The 15,676-nt window shown below is 72.6% G+C and carries 20 protein-coding genes and 2 pseudogenes; 16 read left to right on the plus strand and 6 right to left on the minus strand.

Translation table 11 applies throughout. The annotated features are described in order from the left end of the window. On the minus strand, window positions 1–1,126 hold a 1,126-nt coding region (locus tag ACRDSK_RS23330; protein ID WP_431443370.1), incomplete at its 3' end, for a family 43 glycosylhydrolase. 7 nt (window positions 1,127–1,133) lie between these two features. Continuing rightward, complete coding sequence (locus ACRDSK_RS23335) at window positions 1,134–2,327, minus strand: FG-GAP-like repeat-containing protein (RefSeq protein WP_431443371.1); 1,194 nt, start codon at window positions 2,325–2,327, stop codon at window positions 1,134–1,136. A 128-nt stretch (window positions 2,328–2,455) separates the two neighbouring features. On the opposite strand from ACRDSK_RS23335, the gene ACRDSK_RS23340 reads away from it, so the two are divergent. Continuing rightward, window positions 2,456–2,593 carry a hypothetical protein gene (locus ACRDSK_RS23340; RefSeq protein WP_431443372.1) on the plus strand — a complete coding sequence of 46 codons (138 nt, stop codon included), beginning with the start codon at window positions 2,456–2,458 and terminating at the stop codon, window positions 2,591–2,593. Between the two features lie 314 nt (window positions 2,594–2,907). Here the strand turns inward: ACRDSK_RS23340 and ACRDSK_RS23345 are convergent. Further along, window positions 2,908–3,891, minus strand: a pseudogene (locus ACRDSK_RS23345) (glycoside hydrolase family 172 protein); the annotation flags it as partial. Between the two features lie 13 nt (window positions 3,892–3,904). Between ACRDSK_RS23345 and ACRDSK_RS23350 the strand changes: the two are divergent. Continuing rightward, window positions 3,905–4,150 carry a hypothetical protein gene (locus tag ACRDSK_RS23350; RefSeq protein ID WP_431443373.1) on the plus strand — a complete coding sequence of 82 codons (246 nt, stop codon included), beginning with the start codon at window positions 3,905–3,907 and terminating at the stop codon, window positions 4,148–4,150. Window positions 4,151–4,499: 349 nt separating this feature from the next. Here ACRDSK_RS23350 and ACRDSK_RS23355 read toward each other — a convergent pair whose 3' ends face one another. Beyond that, a complete protein-coding gene (locus ACRDSK_RS23355) occupies window positions 4,500–4,940 on the minus strand; it encodes a helix-turn-helix domain-containing protein (RefSeq protein ID WP_431443374.1) in 441 nt (146 codons plus the stop codon). A 141-nt stretch (window positions 4,941–5,081) separates the two neighbouring features. Here ACRDSK_RS23355 and ACRDSK_RS23360 point away from each other — a divergent pair, with 141 nt between their 5' ends. The 4 genes and pseudogenes from ACRDSK_RS23360 (at window position 5,082) to ACRDSK_RS23375 (ending at window position 8,673) form a co-directional block, all read left to right on the plus strand. Then, window positions 5,082–6,404, plus strand: coding sequence for an MFS transporter (locus ACRDSK_RS23360; RefSeq protein WP_431443375.1), 1,323 nt, complete (start codon window positions 5,082–5,084; stop codon window positions 6,402–6,404). Next, window positions 6,401–7,162, plus strand: a complete 762-nt coding sequence (locus ACRDSK_RS23365) for a 5-oxoprolinase subunit PxpA (RefSeq protein ID WP_431443376.1) — start codon at window positions 6,401–6,403, stop codon at window positions 7,160–7,162. Before ACRDSK_RS23360 ends, ACRDSK_RS23365 begins: the two co-directional genes overlap by 4 nt. Beyond that, window positions 7,159–7,758 (plus strand): annotated as a pseudogene (locus ACRDSK_RS23370) (5-oxoprolinase subunit B family protein); the annotation flags it as partial. The gene ACRDSK_RS23365 and the pseudogene ACRDSK_RS23370, both read left to right, overlap by 4 nt. Window positions 7,759–7,764: 6 nt before the next feature. Next, entirely contained in the window at window positions 7,765–8,673 is a 909-nt protein-coding gene (locus ACRDSK_RS23375) for a biotin-dependent carboxyltransferase family protein (RefSeq protein WP_431443389.1), read from the plus strand. Here the strand turns inward: ACRDSK_RS23375 and ACRDSK_RS23380 are convergent. Continuing rightward, window positions 8,655–9,335 carry a GntR family transcriptional regulator gene (locus ACRDSK_RS23380; protein ID WP_431443377.1) on the minus strand — a complete coding sequence of 227 codons (681 nt, stop codon included), beginning with the start codon at window positions 9,333–9,335 and terminating at the stop codon, window positions 8,655–8,657. The two genes, ACRDSK_RS23375 and ACRDSK_RS23380, sit on opposite strands and share 19 nt — an antisense overlap. A gap of 99 nt (window positions 9,336–9,434) precedes the next feature. On the opposite strand from ACRDSK_RS23380, the gene ACRDSK_RS23385 reads away from it, so the two are divergent. The 9 genes from ACRDSK_RS23385 (at window position 9,435) to ACRDSK_RS23425 (ending at window position 13,937) form a co-directional block, all read left to right on the plus strand. Further along, a complete protein-coding gene (locus tag ACRDSK_RS23385; RefSeq protein WP_431443378.1) occupies window positions 9,435–9,662 on the plus strand; it encodes a hypothetical protein in 228 nt (75 codons plus the stop codon). A gap of 35 nt (window positions 9,663–9,697) precedes the next feature. After that, the gene (locus ACRDSK_RS23390) at window positions 9,698–9,895 is read left to right on the plus strand and encodes a hypothetical protein (protein ID WP_431443379.1); all 198 of its coding nucleotides are present in this window, start codon (window positions 9,698–9,700) and stop codon (window positions 9,893–9,895) included. 63 nt (window positions 9,896–9,958) lie between these two features. Then, window positions 9,959–10,711 carry a GntR family transcriptional regulator gene (locus ACRDSK_RS23395; protein WP_431443380.1) on the plus strand — a complete coding sequence of 251 codons (753 nt, stop codon included), beginning with the start codon at window positions 9,959–9,961 and terminating at the stop codon, window positions 10,709–10,711. Window positions 10,712–10,742: 31 nt separating this feature from the next. Further along, on the plus strand, window positions 10,743–11,123 hold the full coding sequence (locus ACRDSK_RS23400) for a hypothetical protein (protein WP_431443381.1): 381 nt from the start codon (window positions 10,743–10,745) through the stop codon (window positions 11,121–11,123). Next, window positions 11,116–11,553 carry a hypothetical protein gene (locus tag ACRDSK_RS23405; RefSeq protein ID WP_431443382.1) on the plus strand — a complete coding sequence of 146 codons (438 nt, stop codon included), beginning with the start codon at window positions 11,116–11,118 and terminating at the stop codon, window positions 11,551–11,553. The genes ACRDSK_RS23400 and ACRDSK_RS23405 overlap by 8 nt, the downstream gene beginning before the upstream one ends. Before the next feature lie 36 nt (window positions 11,554–11,589). Further along, on the plus strand, window positions 11,590–12,177 hold the full coding sequence (locus tag ACRDSK_RS23410) for a DUF402 domain-containing protein (RefSeq protein WP_431443383.1): 588 nt from the start codon (window positions 11,590–11,592) through the stop codon (window positions 12,175–12,177). A gap of 70 nt (window positions 12,178–12,247) precedes the next feature. Beyond that, window positions 12,248–12,634 (plus strand): DUF4180 domain-containing protein, encoded by a 387-nt coding sequence (locus ACRDSK_RS23415; protein WP_431443384.1) that lies wholly within the window; start codon window positions 12,248–12,250, stop codon window positions 12,632–12,634. Between the two features lie 21 nt (window positions 12,635–12,655). Further along, on the plus strand, window positions 12,656–12,973 hold the full coding sequence (locus ACRDSK_RS23420; protein ID WP_431443385.1) for a GNAT family N-acetyltransferase: 318 nt from the start codon (window positions 12,656–12,658) through the stop codon (window positions 12,971–12,973). Window positions 12,974–12,980: 7 nt separating this feature from the next. After that, the gene (locus tag ACRDSK_RS23425) at window positions 12,981–13,937 is read left to right on the plus strand and encodes a pirin family protein (protein WP_431443386.1); all 957 of its coding nucleotides are present in this window, start codon (window positions 12,981–12,983) and stop codon (window positions 13,935–13,937) included. A 6-nt stretch (window positions 13,938–13,943) separates the two neighbouring features. On the opposite strand, the gene ACRDSK_RS23430 is transcribed toward ACRDSK_RS23425, so the two are convergent. After that, the gene (locus ACRDSK_RS23430; protein WP_431443387.1) at window positions 13,944–14,897 is read right to left on the minus strand and encodes a D-2-hydroxyacid dehydrogenase family protein; all 954 of its coding nucleotides are present in this window, start codon (window positions 14,895–14,897) and stop codon (window positions 13,944–13,946) included. 131 nt (window positions 14,898–15,028) lie between these two features. Here ACRDSK_RS23430 and ACRDSK_RS23435 point away from each other — a divergent pair, with 131 nt between their 5' ends. Continuing rightward, window positions 15,029–15,535, plus strand: coding sequence for a general stress protein (locus tag ACRDSK_RS23435; RefSeq protein WP_431443388.1), 507 nt, complete (start codon window positions 15,029–15,031; stop codon window positions 15,533–15,535). The last annotated feature ends 141 nt before the right edge of the window (window positions 15,536–15,676 follow it).

The following is a 15,676-nucleotide window of genomic DNA, read 5'->3' on the forward strand; positions in this document are numbered from 1 at the left end:
CCGCGAGGTACGGGCCGGTCGGCCGCGCCGAGGCGTCCAGCACCGGCCGGTGGTTCCCGCCGCCTGCCGGGTCCACGGCGAGTCGGCGCAGCTCGGTGGTCGGCCAGGTGCGGACCTCCGCGGTCAGGTACGCGGTGGAGATCCGCTGCCCCCGCTCGACGACCGCCGGCGTGAGCTCCAGCGGCGCGAGGTAGAGCCCGCCCTGCCCCCAGCCGGCGCCGCTGACCCACGTCGTGCCGTTCGGCTCGGTCACCACCTCGGCGGCGTGCGAGTCGATCCGGCCGGCGAGGTCGCGGACGGAGAAGGCGAGCGGGTCCCGGCTGCGGTACACCCGGGTGTCGCGGTAGCCGGGATCGCAGCAGACGAACAGGTACCACCAGCCGTTCCGCTCGACCACGAACGGCGACTCGGTCGGACCGCCGAACGTGCCGGCGGCCGGATGCTCGAAGGCGACCCGCCTGTCGCTCCATCCCAGGAGGTCCGTGCTGGTGCGGTAGGCGACCTGGTGGTTGCCGCCGGCCGGGGTGCTGTTCGCCGTGTAGTACATGACCCACCGGTCGCCGACGCGGGTGACCATCGGGTCGCGGGCGTCGAAGCCGTCGGTGAACAGCGGGTTCGCCGCGCTGCGCGTCCAGTGCACGAGGTCGGCGGACGTGGCGACGTGCATCCGGTAGGCCGCGTGGTCGGGCGTGCCGGCGGCGTAGAACAGGTAGTAGATCCCGTTCGCGTACACCGCGTGCGGCGCCCAGATGTGGCTCTCCCCCGCGGCCGGGTCGGCGGTCAGGGCGAACGGCTGCTTGGTCCACGGCCCGCGCGGCGAGGGTGCGGTCGCGTGGCCGAAGTTCTTCTCGTCCAACGGGTTCGCGGGCTCGGCGTGGGTGATCGCGTAGACGTGCCAGGTGCCCGTGGCGACGTCCCGGACGATCGTGTGGTCGTTGTAGTACCAGGGCTCCGACTCGCCGACCGAGGGGTCGTAGACGTGGAACGCCGGGCCCGCGGACACCGTCTCGCCGGTCAGCTCGTAGCCGACCGTGCCGTCCCGAGGTTCCGCGCTCGCCGGGGCGGCCACGAACACCGCCGCCGCCGCGACGCTCAGCAAGGCGCTCAACAGTGCGCGCAGGATCATGGGTTCCTCAGATCAGGCTGGGGCGGGGGACCTGGTTGCCGGTGCCGAACTGGTCGTGCCACCTGGCCGACGCACCGAAGGCCGAGCCCGTCGACAACGCGGCCCACACGTCGGCCGCGTCGCCGCGGGTGAACGCCAGGATGTCCGTCCGGCCGTCGCCGTCGACGTCGGCGAGGCCGGGCGCCTCCGCGCCGGGCGCGAAGAAGTCGTGCCACTTCAACCCGTGCTGCACGAACCGAGAGCCGTCCGAAAGGGACACGAAGACGTCGGCGGCGGCGTCCCGGGTGAACGTGACCACGTCGTCGCGGCCGTCGCCGTCGACGTCGCCGGTGCCCGCGAGCTCGGTGCCGACCGCGAAGTTGTCGTGCCAGAGCCAGCCGTCCTGCACGAACGCGCCGCCATTGGACAGCGAGACGAACACGTCGGCCTGGGTGCCGCCGGTGAAGGTGACGATGTCGTCGCGGCCGTCGCCGTTGAAGTCGCCGACCGCGGGCCGCTCGGTGCCGACCGCGAAGTGGTCGTGCCACTTGACGCCCGGCCCGAACCCGCTGCCGGTGGACAGCGCGATGAACGCGTCGGCGGCCGTGCCGCGGGTGAACGTGACGAGGTCGGTCAGCCCGTCCCCGTTGACGTCGCCGACGTCGGGAATCTCGGCGTTCGGGGCGAAGGAGTCGTGCCACTTCGCCGCCGGGCCGTACCCGGTTCCGTTCGACAGCGCGACGTAGACGTCGGCGAGGGCGCCGCGGGTGAACGTGATGATGTCCGCCCGCCCGTCGCCGTTGACGTCGCCGGTGCGCGGCACCTCGCCGTCGATGGAGAAGAAGTCGTGTCCCTTGACCGCGGCGCCGAACGCGGAACCGGTCGAGGGCGCGGTGTAGACGTCCGCCTCCGGCCCCTGGGTGAACAGCACGGCGTCGTCGCGGTCGTCGTTCGTGGCGTCGCTGGTGTTGCGGGCCTGCGCGCGGGCGTTCACCACCTCCGAGGGCGCTCCCGCGTTGCCGGCGCCGTCCACGGCGACGACCCGGTAGTGGCGGGTGGTGCCCGCGGGCAGCGGGCCGTGCCGGAAGCCCGTCGTGGTCGTGGTGGCGACCAGGTTCGCCGGCGTGGTCGGCACCGAGGGGTCGGCCGAGGCGTACACCCGGTAGCCGGTGACGCCCACGTCGTCGGTGGCGGCGGACCAGGACAGCGGGATCGCGTGCATCCGGCCGGGGCCTACCGCCAGGCCGCCGACCCCGCTCGGCGGCGTCGAGTCGGTGAACGGCGCGACGAGGCTGGCGGCCGTGTAGTGCGCCGGCGGTCCACTGTGGACCGCTCGGCACCAGCCGGACAGTGATCTCGGACTTCCCCGCGGTCAGCGCCGGCGGCAGGGTCAGCTCGTCGTCGAGCCAGCGCTGTGCGGTGTTGGCGAGCGGCTGGGTCCAGGTGCCCGCGGCCGCCCCGTCGACGGTGACGGCGGCGGACTGGTAGCCGGCGTTCTGGTCGCTCGTCCGCCGCAGCCGCACGCCCTCGTTGCCCGGGTCGACCGCGAGCCGGAACTCGACCGCGCCGCCGGTGGTCCGCACCTGGCCGGTCACCGACTCGCCGTCGTCGTCGCCCTCGTAGGCGCTGGTCAGCCCGTACTGGGTAGCCGGGCCGGCCTCGGTGTAGCCGTGCGCGGCGCGGCTGGCGGGGTCGCCGACGACGATCGTGTCCGTGGTCCGGGACGCCACGGTCGGCCTGGTGTAGAGGAAGGCGGTCGAGCTCTCCTCGACCTGGTAGTCGTTCTGCGGCCCGTGCTCGATGCCGAACCGCAGGCCGGTCGTGTAGGGCACCGCGTCGCCGAGCTGCAACCGGTACATGCCGTCGCACTCGACCACGCACGAGCCGGCGCGCACCCGGTGGCCGGTGTTGCCGGTGAACACGCCGGAGTACTCGCCGCGGTTGAAGTACCAGCCGGACTCGTAGTAGTCCTCGGTGCCGGTGCCGTGGAACGCCGGGCTCGCCGCACCGTCCACATGGGCCCGTTCGTCGCCCTCGAGGTAGCCGCGCTCGTTGCCGCCGGCGATCTTGTTGTGCACGAGCTGCGTGACGCCGAGGAACCGGCCGCGGCCGGGCAGGTCGGCGACCGGCCAGTCGCGGCCCGGCGTCGTCTCGCCGCGCCGGGACTGGGTGGTGAAGTGGCCGGAGCCGCCGGTCGGGCCGAGCTCGCTCGTCCAGCGGTCGTTCGGCGCGTGGGTGAGCTCGGCCTCGATCCCGGAGACCGTCGCACCGGTCGTGTTGGCGAGGGAGACTTCCGCCGAGGACGCGTACGGCATCATCCACCAGGCGCCGTACCAGCCACCCGGGGCCGGGTCCATGCCGAACATCAGCGACCGCACGTCCCGCTCGCCCAGCGGGGCACCGAAGAACTCGGACACCGGGGAGTCGACCGTCGTCCGGCCGTCGAACGTCATGCGTAGCCGCAGGCCGTTCAGGTTCGCCTCGGTCGCGGCCCCGTCCGGGACGCGCAGGCGCAGCCCTGTGATCGCGGCCGGGCCGGTCAGGTTCGCGAGGGTGGCGGAGTCGCCGGGTCCGGGTGAGACGGTCGCGGTGGTCGTGGTGGCGCCGGGCTGTGCGGGCTTGGGGTCGGCGCGGCCGGCCTCGCGCAACGTGTTCACCACGTCGGTGGCCGGATCGGCCGGATCGAACCGGTCGACGCCGTCGGCGCTCGCGAACTCACGGTGGCTCACGTGGTAGAAGAGCGGGTTGTTCGTGGTGGTGACCAGCATCGAGTCCCGGTAGGGCATCGGCACCTTGATCGTGACGCCGCCGGAGTTCTGGTCCGCGTTGGACACCAGCGGCCACACGAACGGCGCGCCCAGCTCGCCGTCGACGACCCGCTGCAGGTTCGCGTCGAGGACCGTGACGCCGTCGAGCACGATCCGGATGTTCCCGGTGGCGCTCACGTTGCCCTCGTCGCGGGTGAACCAGATGGACGACACCTCACCGGGACCGCGGTCCTCGGCGAGCACGCAGCCCGGGCCGTCCGTGCGCAGGCAGGAGTAGGTGCCGCCGAAGCCGTCGTCGTTGCTGCCGTTGCGGGCGAAGCTGGAGAACTGCTTGGTCCGCGAGCCGGAGGCCAGGTCCGGCAACAGGTCCAGCCGCCGGTAGGTGTCCCAGCCAACCGCCCCGTTGCCGGCCGCCACGGGCGGGGCGGCGACCGCGGCATCGGCGGCACCGGGCAACCCGGTCATCGCCAGCACAAGGCAGGACAGCACGGCGAGCAGGGATCGCCGGAAACTCCGCATCGAGCTCACCCTTCCAGACCGGCCAGCGGGCCGCATGGGTAAACGATTACTCGATGAGTGTCCTTTCGTGGGTTCCCGACGTCAATAGACCGGACGGTGGTTTCGATTCACGAAGCCCGGCTCGCCGGTGCGGGCCGGCCACCCACGCGCCGGGAGACCGCGTGTGCGAGATCGGCGACCAGCCTGGCGAGCCGTTCCGACGGCGCACCAGGGGAAACCTGGCCACGCAGCCGCAGCGTCAGCCCGGCGACCGGCAGCCCGTCGTGTCCCAGCACCGGCGCGGAGAACTCCGCGGGCCGCGACGGCGCGACGATCCGCCGCCAGTTCGCGGTGAGGTGCCAGTTCGCCGTCGCGTCGTCGCGGCAGACGATCTCCAGCTCCTCCAGCGTCGCGAGGATCCGGTGGACCGACGACTTGGGCAGCTCGGCGGTGTCGACGAGGCGGGCGAGACGCAGGCCGTCGGGGCTGACGGCGAGGAGCTCGAGCAGTCGGAAGGCGTGGCGCACCGAGCGGCACGAGGCCGGACCGTCCTGGGTTTCGGGATTCATGCTGGGGGTCACCCACTCTCGTCGGAAACGGATTTCTCGGCGTGGACCGCGTGCCAGATATGAACCGTAGTATTGCAGGATCGTTCAACGAAATCTAGCCTCTAAAGGCATCCACCCCACCGCGTAGATGGGATGTGCACCATGAACTCTCCCCGGAACCCCGTGAGTCGACGGTCCCTGCGCCGGGCGTATGTCGCGAGCCTGTCGGGCACGGCCTTGGAGTACTACGACTTCGCCGCCTACTCGGTCGCCGCGGCCACGGTCTTCGGTGACCTGTTCTTCCCCTCCGGCGAGGACCTCGCCGGCACCATGGCAGCGTTCTCCACCTACGCCGTCGGGTACCTGGCGCGCCCGCTCGGCGGGTTCGTGTTCGGCCGCCTCGGGGATGTGTTGGGGCGCAAGAAGGTTCTGGTGTACACGCTGCTGCTGGCCGGCATCGCGACGTTCCTGATCGGCGTGCTGCCCACGCACTCGGCGATCGGCGGCACGGCCGCGGTGCTGCTGGTGGCGCTGCGCTTCGCGCAGGGCGTCGCGGTCGGCGGCGAGTGGGGCGGCGCGGTGCTGCTCTCGAGCGAGTACGGCGACCCGCGACGACGCGGGTTCTGGGCGTCGGCCGCGCAGATCGGCCCGCCGGCCGGCACGCTGCTCGCGAACGGCGTGCTGGCACTGCTGGCGCTGACGTTGTCCGACAGCGCGTTCGAGTCCTGGGGCTGGCGCGTGGCGTTCCTGCTGTCCGCCGTGCTGGTCGTGTTCGGACTGTGGATCCGGCTGCGGCTGGAGGAGACCCCGGTGTTCCAGCAGATCGCCGACCAGGGCGAGCGCCCGAGCGCACCGGTGTCCGAAGTGGTCGGTCAGGAGCGACGCGCGCTGCTCGCCGGCGTGCTGGTGCGGGTGTGCCCGGACGTCATGTACTCGCTGTTCACCGTGTTCACGCTGACCTACATCACGAACGAGCTCGACATGTCCCGCGGGCAGGGCTCGGCCGCGGTGATGATCGGCTCCGCGTGCCAGCTGCTGCTGATGCCCGCGTTCGGCGCGCTGTCCGACCGGATGAACCGGCGCCGGCTCTACCTGTACGGCACGATCGCCGCCGTGGTGTGGCCGTTCCTGTTCTTCCCGATGATCGACGGCGGCTCGTTCCTGTTGCTGGTGCTCGGCACGGTCGTGGCACTCGTGATCCACGCGCTGCTCTACGGTCCGCAGGCAGCGCTGATCACCGAGCAGTTCTCCCCGCGGCTGCGCTACACCGGCTCGTCGCTGGCCTACACGTTCGCCGGGGTGATCGGTGGCGCGCCGGCCCCGCTGATCCTGACCGCGCTGCTCGCCGCGTTCGACAGCTGGTGGATCCTCGGCGCGTACCTCGTGCTGACCGGCGTGCTCACCGGCGTCGGACTGCTGCTCGCCCGCGACCCGGCCGTGGAGTCCGAAGAGGACTCCTCGATGGCCCCAGCGGTCGCGAGATGACCACCGTCCTCGATCTCAACTGTGATGTCGCGGAAGGGTTCGGCGCCTGGCGGATCGCCGACGACGACGCCCTGCTGACCGTGGTCACCGGCGCGAACATCGCGTGCGGCTTCCACGCGGGCGACCCGTCGGCGATGCGCCGGGCGTGCCTGAACGCGGTGCGCCACGGCGTGGCGATCGGCGCGCACGTCGGCTACCGCGACCTCGCGGGCTTCGGCCGGCGCTACATCGACGTCGACCCCGCGGAACTGACCGACGACGTGCTCTACCAGCTGGGCGCGCTGTCGGCGTTCGCCGCGGCGGCCGGCGGGCGGGTCGGCTACGTGAAGCCGCACGGCGCGCTGTACGGCGCGATCGGCTCGGACGACGGGCAGGCCGGCGCCGTGGTGTCGGCGGTGCGCCAGTTCGACCCGGCCCTGCCGGTACTGGGCATGCCGGGCTCGCGGTGGCTCGCGCTGGCGGCCGAGGCCGGGCTGCCGACGGTGGCCGAGGCGTTCGCGGACCGGGCGTACACACCGGACGGTCTGCTGCTGCCGCGGCGGTCCCCCGGCGCGGTGCTGACCGATCCGGCCGAGGTCGCTTCGCGGGTGGTGCGGCTGGCCACCGACGGCGAGGTCGAGGCCACCGACGGGACCGTGCTGGCGATGCGGGCCCGATCGGTGTGCGTGCACGGGGACACGCCCGGCGCGGTCGAGCTGGCCCGGGCGGCGCGCGCGGCCCTGGTCGGCGCGGGCGTGTCGGTGCGGAGCTTCGTGTGAGAGTGCTGCCCTGCGGGGACGCCGCGTTGCTGGTGGAGGCCGGCGACGCGGCGCTCGGCGTCTACGCGGCGTTGCTCGACCGGCCGCTCGCCGGGGTGCGCGACCTGGTGCCGGCGGCCCGCACGGTGCTCGTCCGGTTCGCGCCGGCCGAGGTCTGCGCGGAGTCGCTGGCGCGGGCGCTCGCGGCGGTGCGGCCGGTGTCGGTGGCGGCCGGTTCCGGCGAGCTCGTCCGGGTGCCGGTGCACTACGACGGCGCGGACCTGGCCGAGGTGGGGCGGCTGACCGGGCTCGGCGAGACCGGCGTGGTCGAGGCGCACGCGGCGGCGCGGTACGTGGTCGCGTTCTCCGGGTTCGCGCCCGGGTTCGGGTACCTGACCGGGCTGGACCCACGGCTGCGCCTGCCGCGTCGGGGCACGCCGCGGGTGCGGGTGCCGGCCGGCGCGGTCGGCGTGGCGGGCGAGTTCACCGGCGTGTACCCGCGGTCCTCGCCAGGCGGCTGGCACCTGCTAGGCCGGACGTCGGTGCCGCTGTGGGATGCCTGCCGCACGCCGCCGGCGCTGCTGCGCCCGGGCACCCGGGTTCGCTTCGAGCCCGTCGCCGCGCTGCGGTCGGCGCCGAAACCCTCGGGATCGACGCCGCCGGCCGGGCCGCCCGGGGTCGAGGTCGTCCACTGTGGACCGCTGGCGACCGTGCAGGACCTCGGCCGACCCGGCTACGCGGCACTCGGCGTGGGCCGGTCCGGCGCGGCGGACGCGGCCGCGGCGGCGCTCGCGAACCGGTTGGTGGGCAACGACGAGGGCGCCGCATGCCTCGAGCTGACCTTCGGCTCGGCGACGCTGGCGTTCCGCCGGTTCGCGCGGGTGGCGGTCACCGGCGCGCCGTGCCCGCTCGACCGGGCGGCGGCGATGAACGCGCCGTTCACGATGCCGGCCGGTGGGATGCTCACCGTGGGCGCGCCGGCCTCGGGGGTGCGGACGTACGTGGCGGTTCGCGGCGGCATCGCGGTCCCTCCGGTCCTGGGCTCCCGGTCGACCGACGTGCTGTCCGGCCTGGGACCGCGCCCGCTGTCCCCCGGCGACGTGCTCCCGGTCGGCACCGACCACAGTGGACCCCCGCCGGCGGTCGAGGTGGCCCCGGTCAACCCACCCGCCGGCGGTGAGCTGGTCGTGCGGGTGACGCCGGGCCCGCGCGCCGGCTGGTGCACGCCGGCCGCGCTGCGCACGTTGCGGACGGCCCGCTTCACGGTGACGGCCGACAGCAACCGGGTCGGCGTCCGGCTCGCGGGCCCGCCGCTGGCCCGCGCCCGCCACGAAGAGCTGCCGAGCGAGGGCATGGTCCCGGGCGCGATCCAGGTGCCGCCGTCCGGCCAGCCGGTCGTGTTCCTCGCCGACCACCCGGTCACCGGCGGCTACCCGGTCGTCGCCGTCGTGCGCGCGGCGGACCTGCCGGTCCTGGCCCAGGCCCGCCCGGGCCAGCGGGTGCGGTTCGAGCTTCAGCCGGCGGCGCGGTAGGCCTCGACGAGCTGGTGCTCCGAGTCGTCCAGGTACTTGTGCAGCAGGCGTTCCGCGGCCTGGCCGTCACCCGTCTCGATGACCGCCAGGATCTCGCGGTTGCGCTCCAGGTAGGGCTCGTGGAAGCGGCGCGGGTCGGCCATCGTCTGGAAGTGCAGGCGCAGCTCCGCCAGCACGCCACGCATCAGCTCGTCCACGCGCGGGCTGCCGGCCAGCGCGGCGACGCCTTGGTGGAACATCATGTTGGCCGTGCCCAAGGCGCGCCAGTCCTGCGCCCGCATGGCCTCGTCTCCCTGCGCGACGGCCTCGGCCATGTTCCCGACGTCGGGCGGGTGCCCGTCGAGGCCGCGCACCGCACCGCACTCCACCAGCTTGCGCACCCGGTACACGTCGATGAGGTCTTCGACGGTCAGCTTGCACACGAACACGCCCCGGTTGAGCTCGTGCACCAGCAGCCGCTCGTGCGTGAGCAGCCGGAACGCCTCGCGCAGCGTGTTGCGCGAGACCCCCAGCGCGGTGCCGATCGAGTCCTCGGCGAGCCGCTCCCCGGGCGCGAAGAAGCCCTCGGTGATCCGTGAGCGGAGGATGTCGGCAAGCCGTTCCACAGTGCTGGTCCGTCCCAGCAGCCTGCGGTCGGCCGCCAGCTCCAGATCCGGGCTCACCGCGCCTCACACCCTTTCTGACCTGCGGCATCCAGGCGACGATTGTATCGCCACCCCCACGAGCTGGGACGGTGGTGCCCGGTCCACTGAGGAGATGCCGTGGCCGAACCGCATGTCCTGCACCGCACCGAGCTCGCGGCACCGGGCGGCCGGCGGCTCGACGCGTCCGGTGTGTTCCACCTCCAGGGCGCGGTCTACACCATCACGTTCGAGACCCCGGCCGGCCTCGACAGCTTCCTCGATCTCTGCCTGGCCGAGGCCGACGACACCAAGGTCGCGCGGCTGCACCTCACGCCGCAGGGCACCGGGTCGTCGCCGCGGTGCTGATCGCGATGGACGACGAGGGACGCAGCCACACGTAGATGTCCCACGGCGAGGCGGGGCCGGCGAGTGTCGCGTTGGCACACGACAGCTGGCATCCGGTCGAGACGGCGCTGCCGCCCGAGTCCTTCCTCAGTGTCATTCAACTACGGACGGTCCTGACCCAGTGGGCGTTCGGCGAGACGCTGCCGCCACCGGCGGTTCGCTGGCTGTCCGTTCGGGACGTCGGTTGGTTCTGAGCCGACAATTTCTATTCCAGACACTGGCGGATCCGGTCCATTCTCACGCTATTATCTGGGGCCATGGCGACCCCCAAATCCGATGGGAACTCGATAGTCCGGCCGGTCGGCGCCGAGCCGACCGCCGGGCATCTCGAGATACTGCGGGTGCTCGGTCGCTCGGAGAACGCGAACAGCATGGTCGACCAGATCCTGGTGGCGATCGGCGCGGCGATTGTGGAGGCGCGGCTGCGCCCCGGCGACGACCTGAACTCGGTGGAGCTGGCCCGGCTGTTCCAGAGCAGCCGCACGCCGGTTCGGGAGGCGCTGCTCACCCTGGAAAGGGAGGGACTCGTCGAGATCGCCGCGCACCGGCGGCCGCGGGTGCGCCGGTTGCTGCTCGACGAGGTGCGCGAAATATATGAGCTGCGGACCACTCTGTATGCATTGGTGAGCAGGCGCATTGTCGAAAATGCGACTGAATCCGACATTGCGTTACTGCTCGGCATCGTCGGCCTGCTGGAAGAGGCAGCCGAGGCCGGTGATGTCGACCGTTACTTCTGGTTGAATGTGCGTTTCCGAAACAATGAAGCCGTGATCGCCGGTAACAGTACGGTACGCCGAGTTCTGGACAGCGTCGGGGTGCGCACACTCCAATTACGCCGCATGAGCCTCGCCCAGCCGGGCCGGCTGCGGGCCTCGGCCGGCGACCACCGGCGGCTGCTGCGAGCCTACGAGGACCGCGAGCCCGACCTGGCCGCCGCGCTGTCCCAGTCGATCGTTCGTCGTGGACTGAAGGCCATCGAGCGTTCCGGGTGGACCGGCCGGCCCGACTGACCCGGCCCGGCATCTGCCCTAGGCTCGCCCCGTGCTCGATGTCCTGTCGACGACGCTCACCTTCGTCGCGCTCGGGGCGGCGCTCTGGGCGATCGTGCTGATGATCGCGAACCAGCCGGTGCTGCCCCGGCGCTGGTACGGCCTGTGGCTGCTCGGCGTGGTCGCGCTGCTCGAGGTCGGCCTGCTGGCGCAGGCGGTCGTCGGCCTGGTGCAGATGTTCACCACGGACCGCGAGCTGGAGCGGTTTACCTTCGCCGGCTACCTCATCGGGCCGCTGGTGATCGTCCCGATCGCCGCGCTCTGGGCGCTGGCCGAGCGGTCCCGCTGGGGGCCGGGCGTGCTGGTGGTCGGCTGCCTCGCGATCCCGGTGATGATCCTGCGGCTCGGCGAGCTCTGGGAGGCGCATGTCTGACGCCGACTCCGACGACACCGACTCCGCGCGGGCCGTCCGGACCCGGTCCGGCCCGGGCCGGCTGCTGATCGCCGTCTACGCGGTGTTCGCGCTCGCCGCCACCGCACGCTCGGGCGTGCAGCTCGGCACCAGGTTCGCCGAGGCGCCGCTCGCCTACCTGCTCTCCGCGTTCGCCGCGGTCGTGTACGTCGTCGCGACCGTGTCCCTGGCCCGGGGCGGCCGCACATCGCGCCGCGTCGCCACGGTGTCCATTGTGGTGGAACTGGTGGGCGTGCTCGCCGTCGGTACGCTCAGCATCCTTGACCCGCAAGCGTTTCCGGACGCGACGGTGTGGTCGGGCTACGGCAGCGGCTACGGGTTCGTCCCGGTCGTGCTGCCGGTGCTCGGTCTGTGGTGGCTGCGCCGAACCGCCCAGGTAGCAGATCGATAACGCACAACGATCATGAGATCAGTGTAGGAATAGCGCATGAGACACGTCGAGGTGTGGCGTGGTGCGCATGGCGATCCCGTGGCGCCGTTCGGGCCGCTGCCCGGCATCCGCATCGGGGACACGCTGGCCTACGAGTTCCAGCTGCCCGACCGGTTCGTCCCGTGGCCGGGGCGGACGCTGCTCGAGCGGGTCTTCGTTCTGCTCGACCTCGGCGTGAGCATGGCCCGCCCGTGCTGGCGGCGGATGCGCACGGCGGACGGCGAGGTCGACGGCATCGACGCCGCGCGCGACGAGCCGAGCACGTGGTACGTGGACCTGATCCACGTGACCCACGAAGAGGACCGGATCGTCCTGCGGGACCTCTACATCGACGTCATGGTCCCCACCGACGCCCGCCACCAGCGCATGCTCGACCTGGACGAGTTCGCCAACGCGATCGAGCACGGGCGCATGGACACCGCCACCGCCGTCGACGGTCTGCGCCGCTGGCAGACCTTCCTCGACCGCCACCTCCACCACGGCCGCGACCCGGCCGACCACTGGGCCGACTTCCCCCCGCAGCGGGTTCGCGCGCTCTCCGCGCTGCCCGGCCCGCTCGGTCCGGTCATAACCGTCCCCGGCTGAGCACCGTCCACACAGGACCGCCCGGTAACCGGGTGGCGCCGTCGCGCCCGCGGCGGTCACACTGCGCGACATGAACCGCATGGTCGAGACGCACGGTGTCCGGGTGCTCACCGTCGAGCCCGACGGAGCCACGCTGGGCAGCGAGGACGACGCCGTCGAGCTCATCGGGCAGGCCTACGGCGAGGAGGCGGACGTCGTCGTCGTGCCGGTGGCGCGGATCGACGAGCGGTTCTTCGCGCTGCGCACCCGCGTCGCCGGGGACGTGGTGCGGAAGTTCGCCGCCTACCGGATCCGACTGGTCGTGCTCGGCGACCTAGGCACGCACCTGGAGAGCGATTCCTTCCGGGCCTTCGTGCACGAGATCAACAAGGGCACGGACATCTGGTTCCTGCCCGACCGCGCGGCGCTCGACGAGCGGCTGCGCACGGCGGCCGAAACTCTGGGACGATCACGGTAGAGCCCACGAGAATGAGGTGCCATGGCAGGCGACACCGACGCCCGGGTCGAGCTCAACGACGAACGGTTCCGGTACGAGCTCCATGTCGGCGACACGCTCGCCGGGTTCGCGCAGTTCCACGAGAGCGGCAACCGAGTGGTGTTCACCCACAGCGAGGTCTACGACGCCTTCTCCGGACAGGGACTGGGCAAGGTGCTCGCCGGCGGCGCGCTCGACGACGCGGTCGCGCGGGAGAAGGTGATCGTGCCGCTCTGCCCGTTCATCGCCGCCTACCTGCGCAAGAACATCGACCGGTACCAGGGCCACGTGGAGACCCCGCCTGCCGGCGCCACGCAGTGAGGTCGCGGTGAGCAACCTCGACACGCACCCCGAGGAGACCGTCTGCCGGACGGCCGCGGACGACCACGCCGTCGCGCAGCTGCTCGAGCCGCGAGACGTGCCGCTCGGCGGGCTGCGGGGCATCCACGTCTCTCGCCTGCTGCCCCAGCGCGGGCTGCCGACCGTCGGCGCGTGGTGCTTCCTGGACGTGTTCGGGCCGAACAACTCGCAGATGAGCGTGCTGCCGCACCCGCACACCGGGCTGCAGACCGTGACCTGGCCGATCGCCGGCGAGATCCACCACCGGGACAGTGTCGGCAGCGACGTGCTGGTCCGGCCGGGCCAGCTGAACCTGATGACCGGCGGCCACGGCGTCGCGCACTCGGAGATCTCCGCGAACGGCGGCGAGGTGCTGGCCGGGCTGCAGCTGTGGGTGGCGCTGCCGGCGGAGCGGGCCGGCATGGCGCCGGCCTTCGAGCAGCACGTCGACCTGCCCGTTTACGCGCACGGCGGCGTCACGGCCACGGTGCTCGCCGGCACGCTCGGCGAGGCGACGTCGCCGGCCACCGTGCACACCCCGCTGCTCGGCGCGGAACTGCGGGTGGCCGAGGGCTCCCGGACGACGGTTCCGCTGCGGCCGGACTTCGAGCACGCGGTCCTCGCGGTCGGCGGGCCGCTCGTGGTGTCGGGCGTCGAGGTCCCGTCCGGCCGGCTGCTGTACCTGGGCACCGGGCGCTCGGAGCTGATGCTCTCCGCCGGCCGGGACGTGCGCGCGGTGCTGCTCGGCGGCGAGCCGTTCGCAGACGAGCTGGTGATGTGGTGGAACTTCGTGGGCCGCAGCCACGACGAGATCGCCGCCGCGCGGGCCGACTGGGAGGCCGGCCGGCCGCGCTTCGGCGTTGTGCACGGTCACGGCGGTGCCCGGATCCCCGCCCCGGAGCTGCCGGCCGTGCGGCTCACCCCGCGTCGCCGCCACGGCCGGTAGCCGCCGCTACTCCAGCACGCGGACCGGTGTGCCGGCGTGGAACGCGGCGATGTCCTCGACGATCTCGCGGAAGAACAGGTCGTACGTGTTCGCGCTGACGTAGCCCAGGTGTGGCGTCAGCACGGTGTTCGGCAGGGCGAGCAGCGGGTGGTCAGCGGGCAGCGGCTCGGTGTCGTACACGTCCAGGCCCGCACCCGCGATCCGGTCCGACGACAGCGCCTCGACCAGCGCCGACTCGTCGACGATCGGGCCGCGGGACGTGTTCACCAGGTACGCGGACGGCTTCATCAGCGCCAGCTCGCGCGCGCCGACCAGGCCCCGTGTGCGCTCGCTCAGCCGCAGGTGCACGCTCACCACGTCCGACGTCGACAGCAGCTCGTCGAACGGCACCGCCTCGACGCCGTGCGACCTGGCGTGCTCGGCGGTCAGGTTCTTGCTCCAGGCCACCACGCGCATGCCGAACGCCTGCGCGACGGCCGCCACCCGCGTGCCGAGCCGGCCCAGGCCGAGCAGGCCGAGCGTCGCCCCGGCCAGGTCCGCACCCGGCGGCGACCCGGCCTGCCAACGGCCCGCGCGCATCTCGGCGTCGGCGGCCGGGACGCCCCGCGCCACCGCCAGGAGCAGCGCCCACGTCAGCTCGACCGTCGCCGTGGCGTTCGACGCCGTGCCGCACACCGTGATGCCCCGCGCCCGTGCCGCGGCCAGGTCGATCGCCGCGTTCGCCATGCCCGCGGTGACGATCAGCCGCAGGCGGGGCAGCCGGGCCAGCAACGAGCCCGGAAGTGGGGTCCGCTCGCGCATCGCGACCACGGCGTCGAAGTCCGCGAGCCGCTCGGCCAGCTCGTCGGCGTCCGCGATGTGCCGGGCGAACGTCGCCACGTCGACGTCGGCCGGCAGCGTGGCCCAGTACGAGTAGGACAGTGCGACGCGCTGGTAGTCGTCGAGTACGGCGATCCTCATCCGCGAACCCTACGTCGACATCGCCGCCGGGCGGAGCTGAGAAGTCCCTGTGAACCCGGCCGCGGCGGGCACATAGCGGTTTTCGGTCGCGTTGAGAGAGGTAGTACGACTTCACCTGGAGGTGACCCGAGATGACGACAGCGTTCGCCCCGAACCCGTCGGCCATCAATCTGCCGACTCTGCCCGACGGCTGGCCGATCGGCTCCTACGACACGTACCGGGAGGCCCAGCGGGCCGTGGACCACCTGGCCGACAACGACTTCGCGGTTCAGGACGTCACGATCGTCGGCGTCGAGCCGATGCTCGTGGAGCGGGTGGCCGCGCGGCTCACCTGGGGCCGCGTGCTCGGCGGCGGCGCCGCGTCCGGCGCCTGGCTAGGCCTGTTCGTGGGCCTGCTGCTGAGCCTGTTCACGGCCGGCGCCGGGCTGTTCCCGATCCTGATCGGCCTGGTCTCCGGTGTCGCGTTCGGCATGGCATCGGCCGCGATGCGCTACGGCGCGACCCGCGGCCAGCGCGACTTCGTCTCACACAGCCAGCTCGTGGCGCGCCGCTACGACGTGCTGTGCAAGCCGCGCAACGCCGAGCTGGGCCGCAGCATGCTGGCCACCCTCACGATGAGCCCGGCCCCGGTCAGGTAACCCCCGAACGACCCGCTGGTCCAGCGCAACCCCGCCGGACCAGCGGTGTCCCGCATTGCCCGAAGTCTTGGACCACCCAACGCAACCCCAGGGGAACGTGACGCCAACCAGCCACAATCAACCCGGAAAGCCGAACCTCCC

The organism is Actinophytocola sp. (assembly GCF_050699915.1).
Lineage (GTDB): Bacteria > Actinomycetota > Actinomycetes > Mycobacteriales > Pseudonocardiaceae > Actinophytocola.

Coding starts and splice junctions, on each gene's coding strand:
- ACRDSK_RS23410 (WP_431443383.1), top strand. CDS start 11,590: ATGAGACACGTCGAGGTGTGGCGTGGTGCGCATGGCGATCCCGTGGCG.
- ACRDSK_RS23360 (WP_431443375.1), top strand. CDS start 5,082: ATGAACTCTCCCCGGAACCCCGTGAGTCGACGGTCCCTGCGCCGGGCG.
- ACRDSK_RS23390 (WP_431443379.1), top strand. CDS start 9,698: ATGTCCCACGGCGAGGCGGGGCCGGCGAGTGTCGCGTTGGCACACGAC.
- ACRDSK_RS23355 (WP_431443374.1), bottom strand. CDS start 4,940: ATGAATCCCGAAACCCAGGACGGTCCGGCCTCGTGCCGCTCGGTGCGC.
- ACRDSK_RS23415 (WP_431443384.1), top strand. CDS start 12,248: ATGAACCGCATGGTCGAGACGCACGGTGTCCGGGTGCTCACCGTCGAG.
- ACRDSK_RS23395 (WP_431443380.1), top strand. CDS start 9,959: ATGGCGACCCCCAAATCCGATGGGAACTCGATAGTCCGGCCGGTCGGC.
- ACRDSK_RS23420 (WP_431443385.1), top strand. CDS start 12,656: ATGGCAGGCGACACCGACGCCCGGGTCGAGCTCAACGACGAACGGTTC.
- ACRDSK_RS23365 (WP_431443376.1), top strand. CDS start 6,401: ATGACCACCGTCCTCGATCTCAACTGTGATGTCGCGGAAGGGTTCGGC.
- ACRDSK_RS23335 (WP_431443371.1), bottom strand. CDS start 2,327: ATGCACGCGATCCCGCTGTCCTGGTCCGCCGCCACCGACGACGTGGGC.
- ACRDSK_RS23435 (WP_431443388.1), top strand. CDS start 15,029: ATGACGACAGCGTTCGCCCCGAACCCGTCGGCCATCAATCTGCCGACT.
- ACRDSK_RS23405 (WP_431443382.1), top strand. CDS start 11,116: ATGTCTGACGCCGACTCCGACGACACCGACTCCGCGCGGGCCGTCCGG.
- ACRDSK_RS23430 (WP_431443387.1), bottom strand. CDS start 14,897: ATGAGGATCGCCGTACTCGACGACTACCAGCGCGTCGCACTGTCCTAC.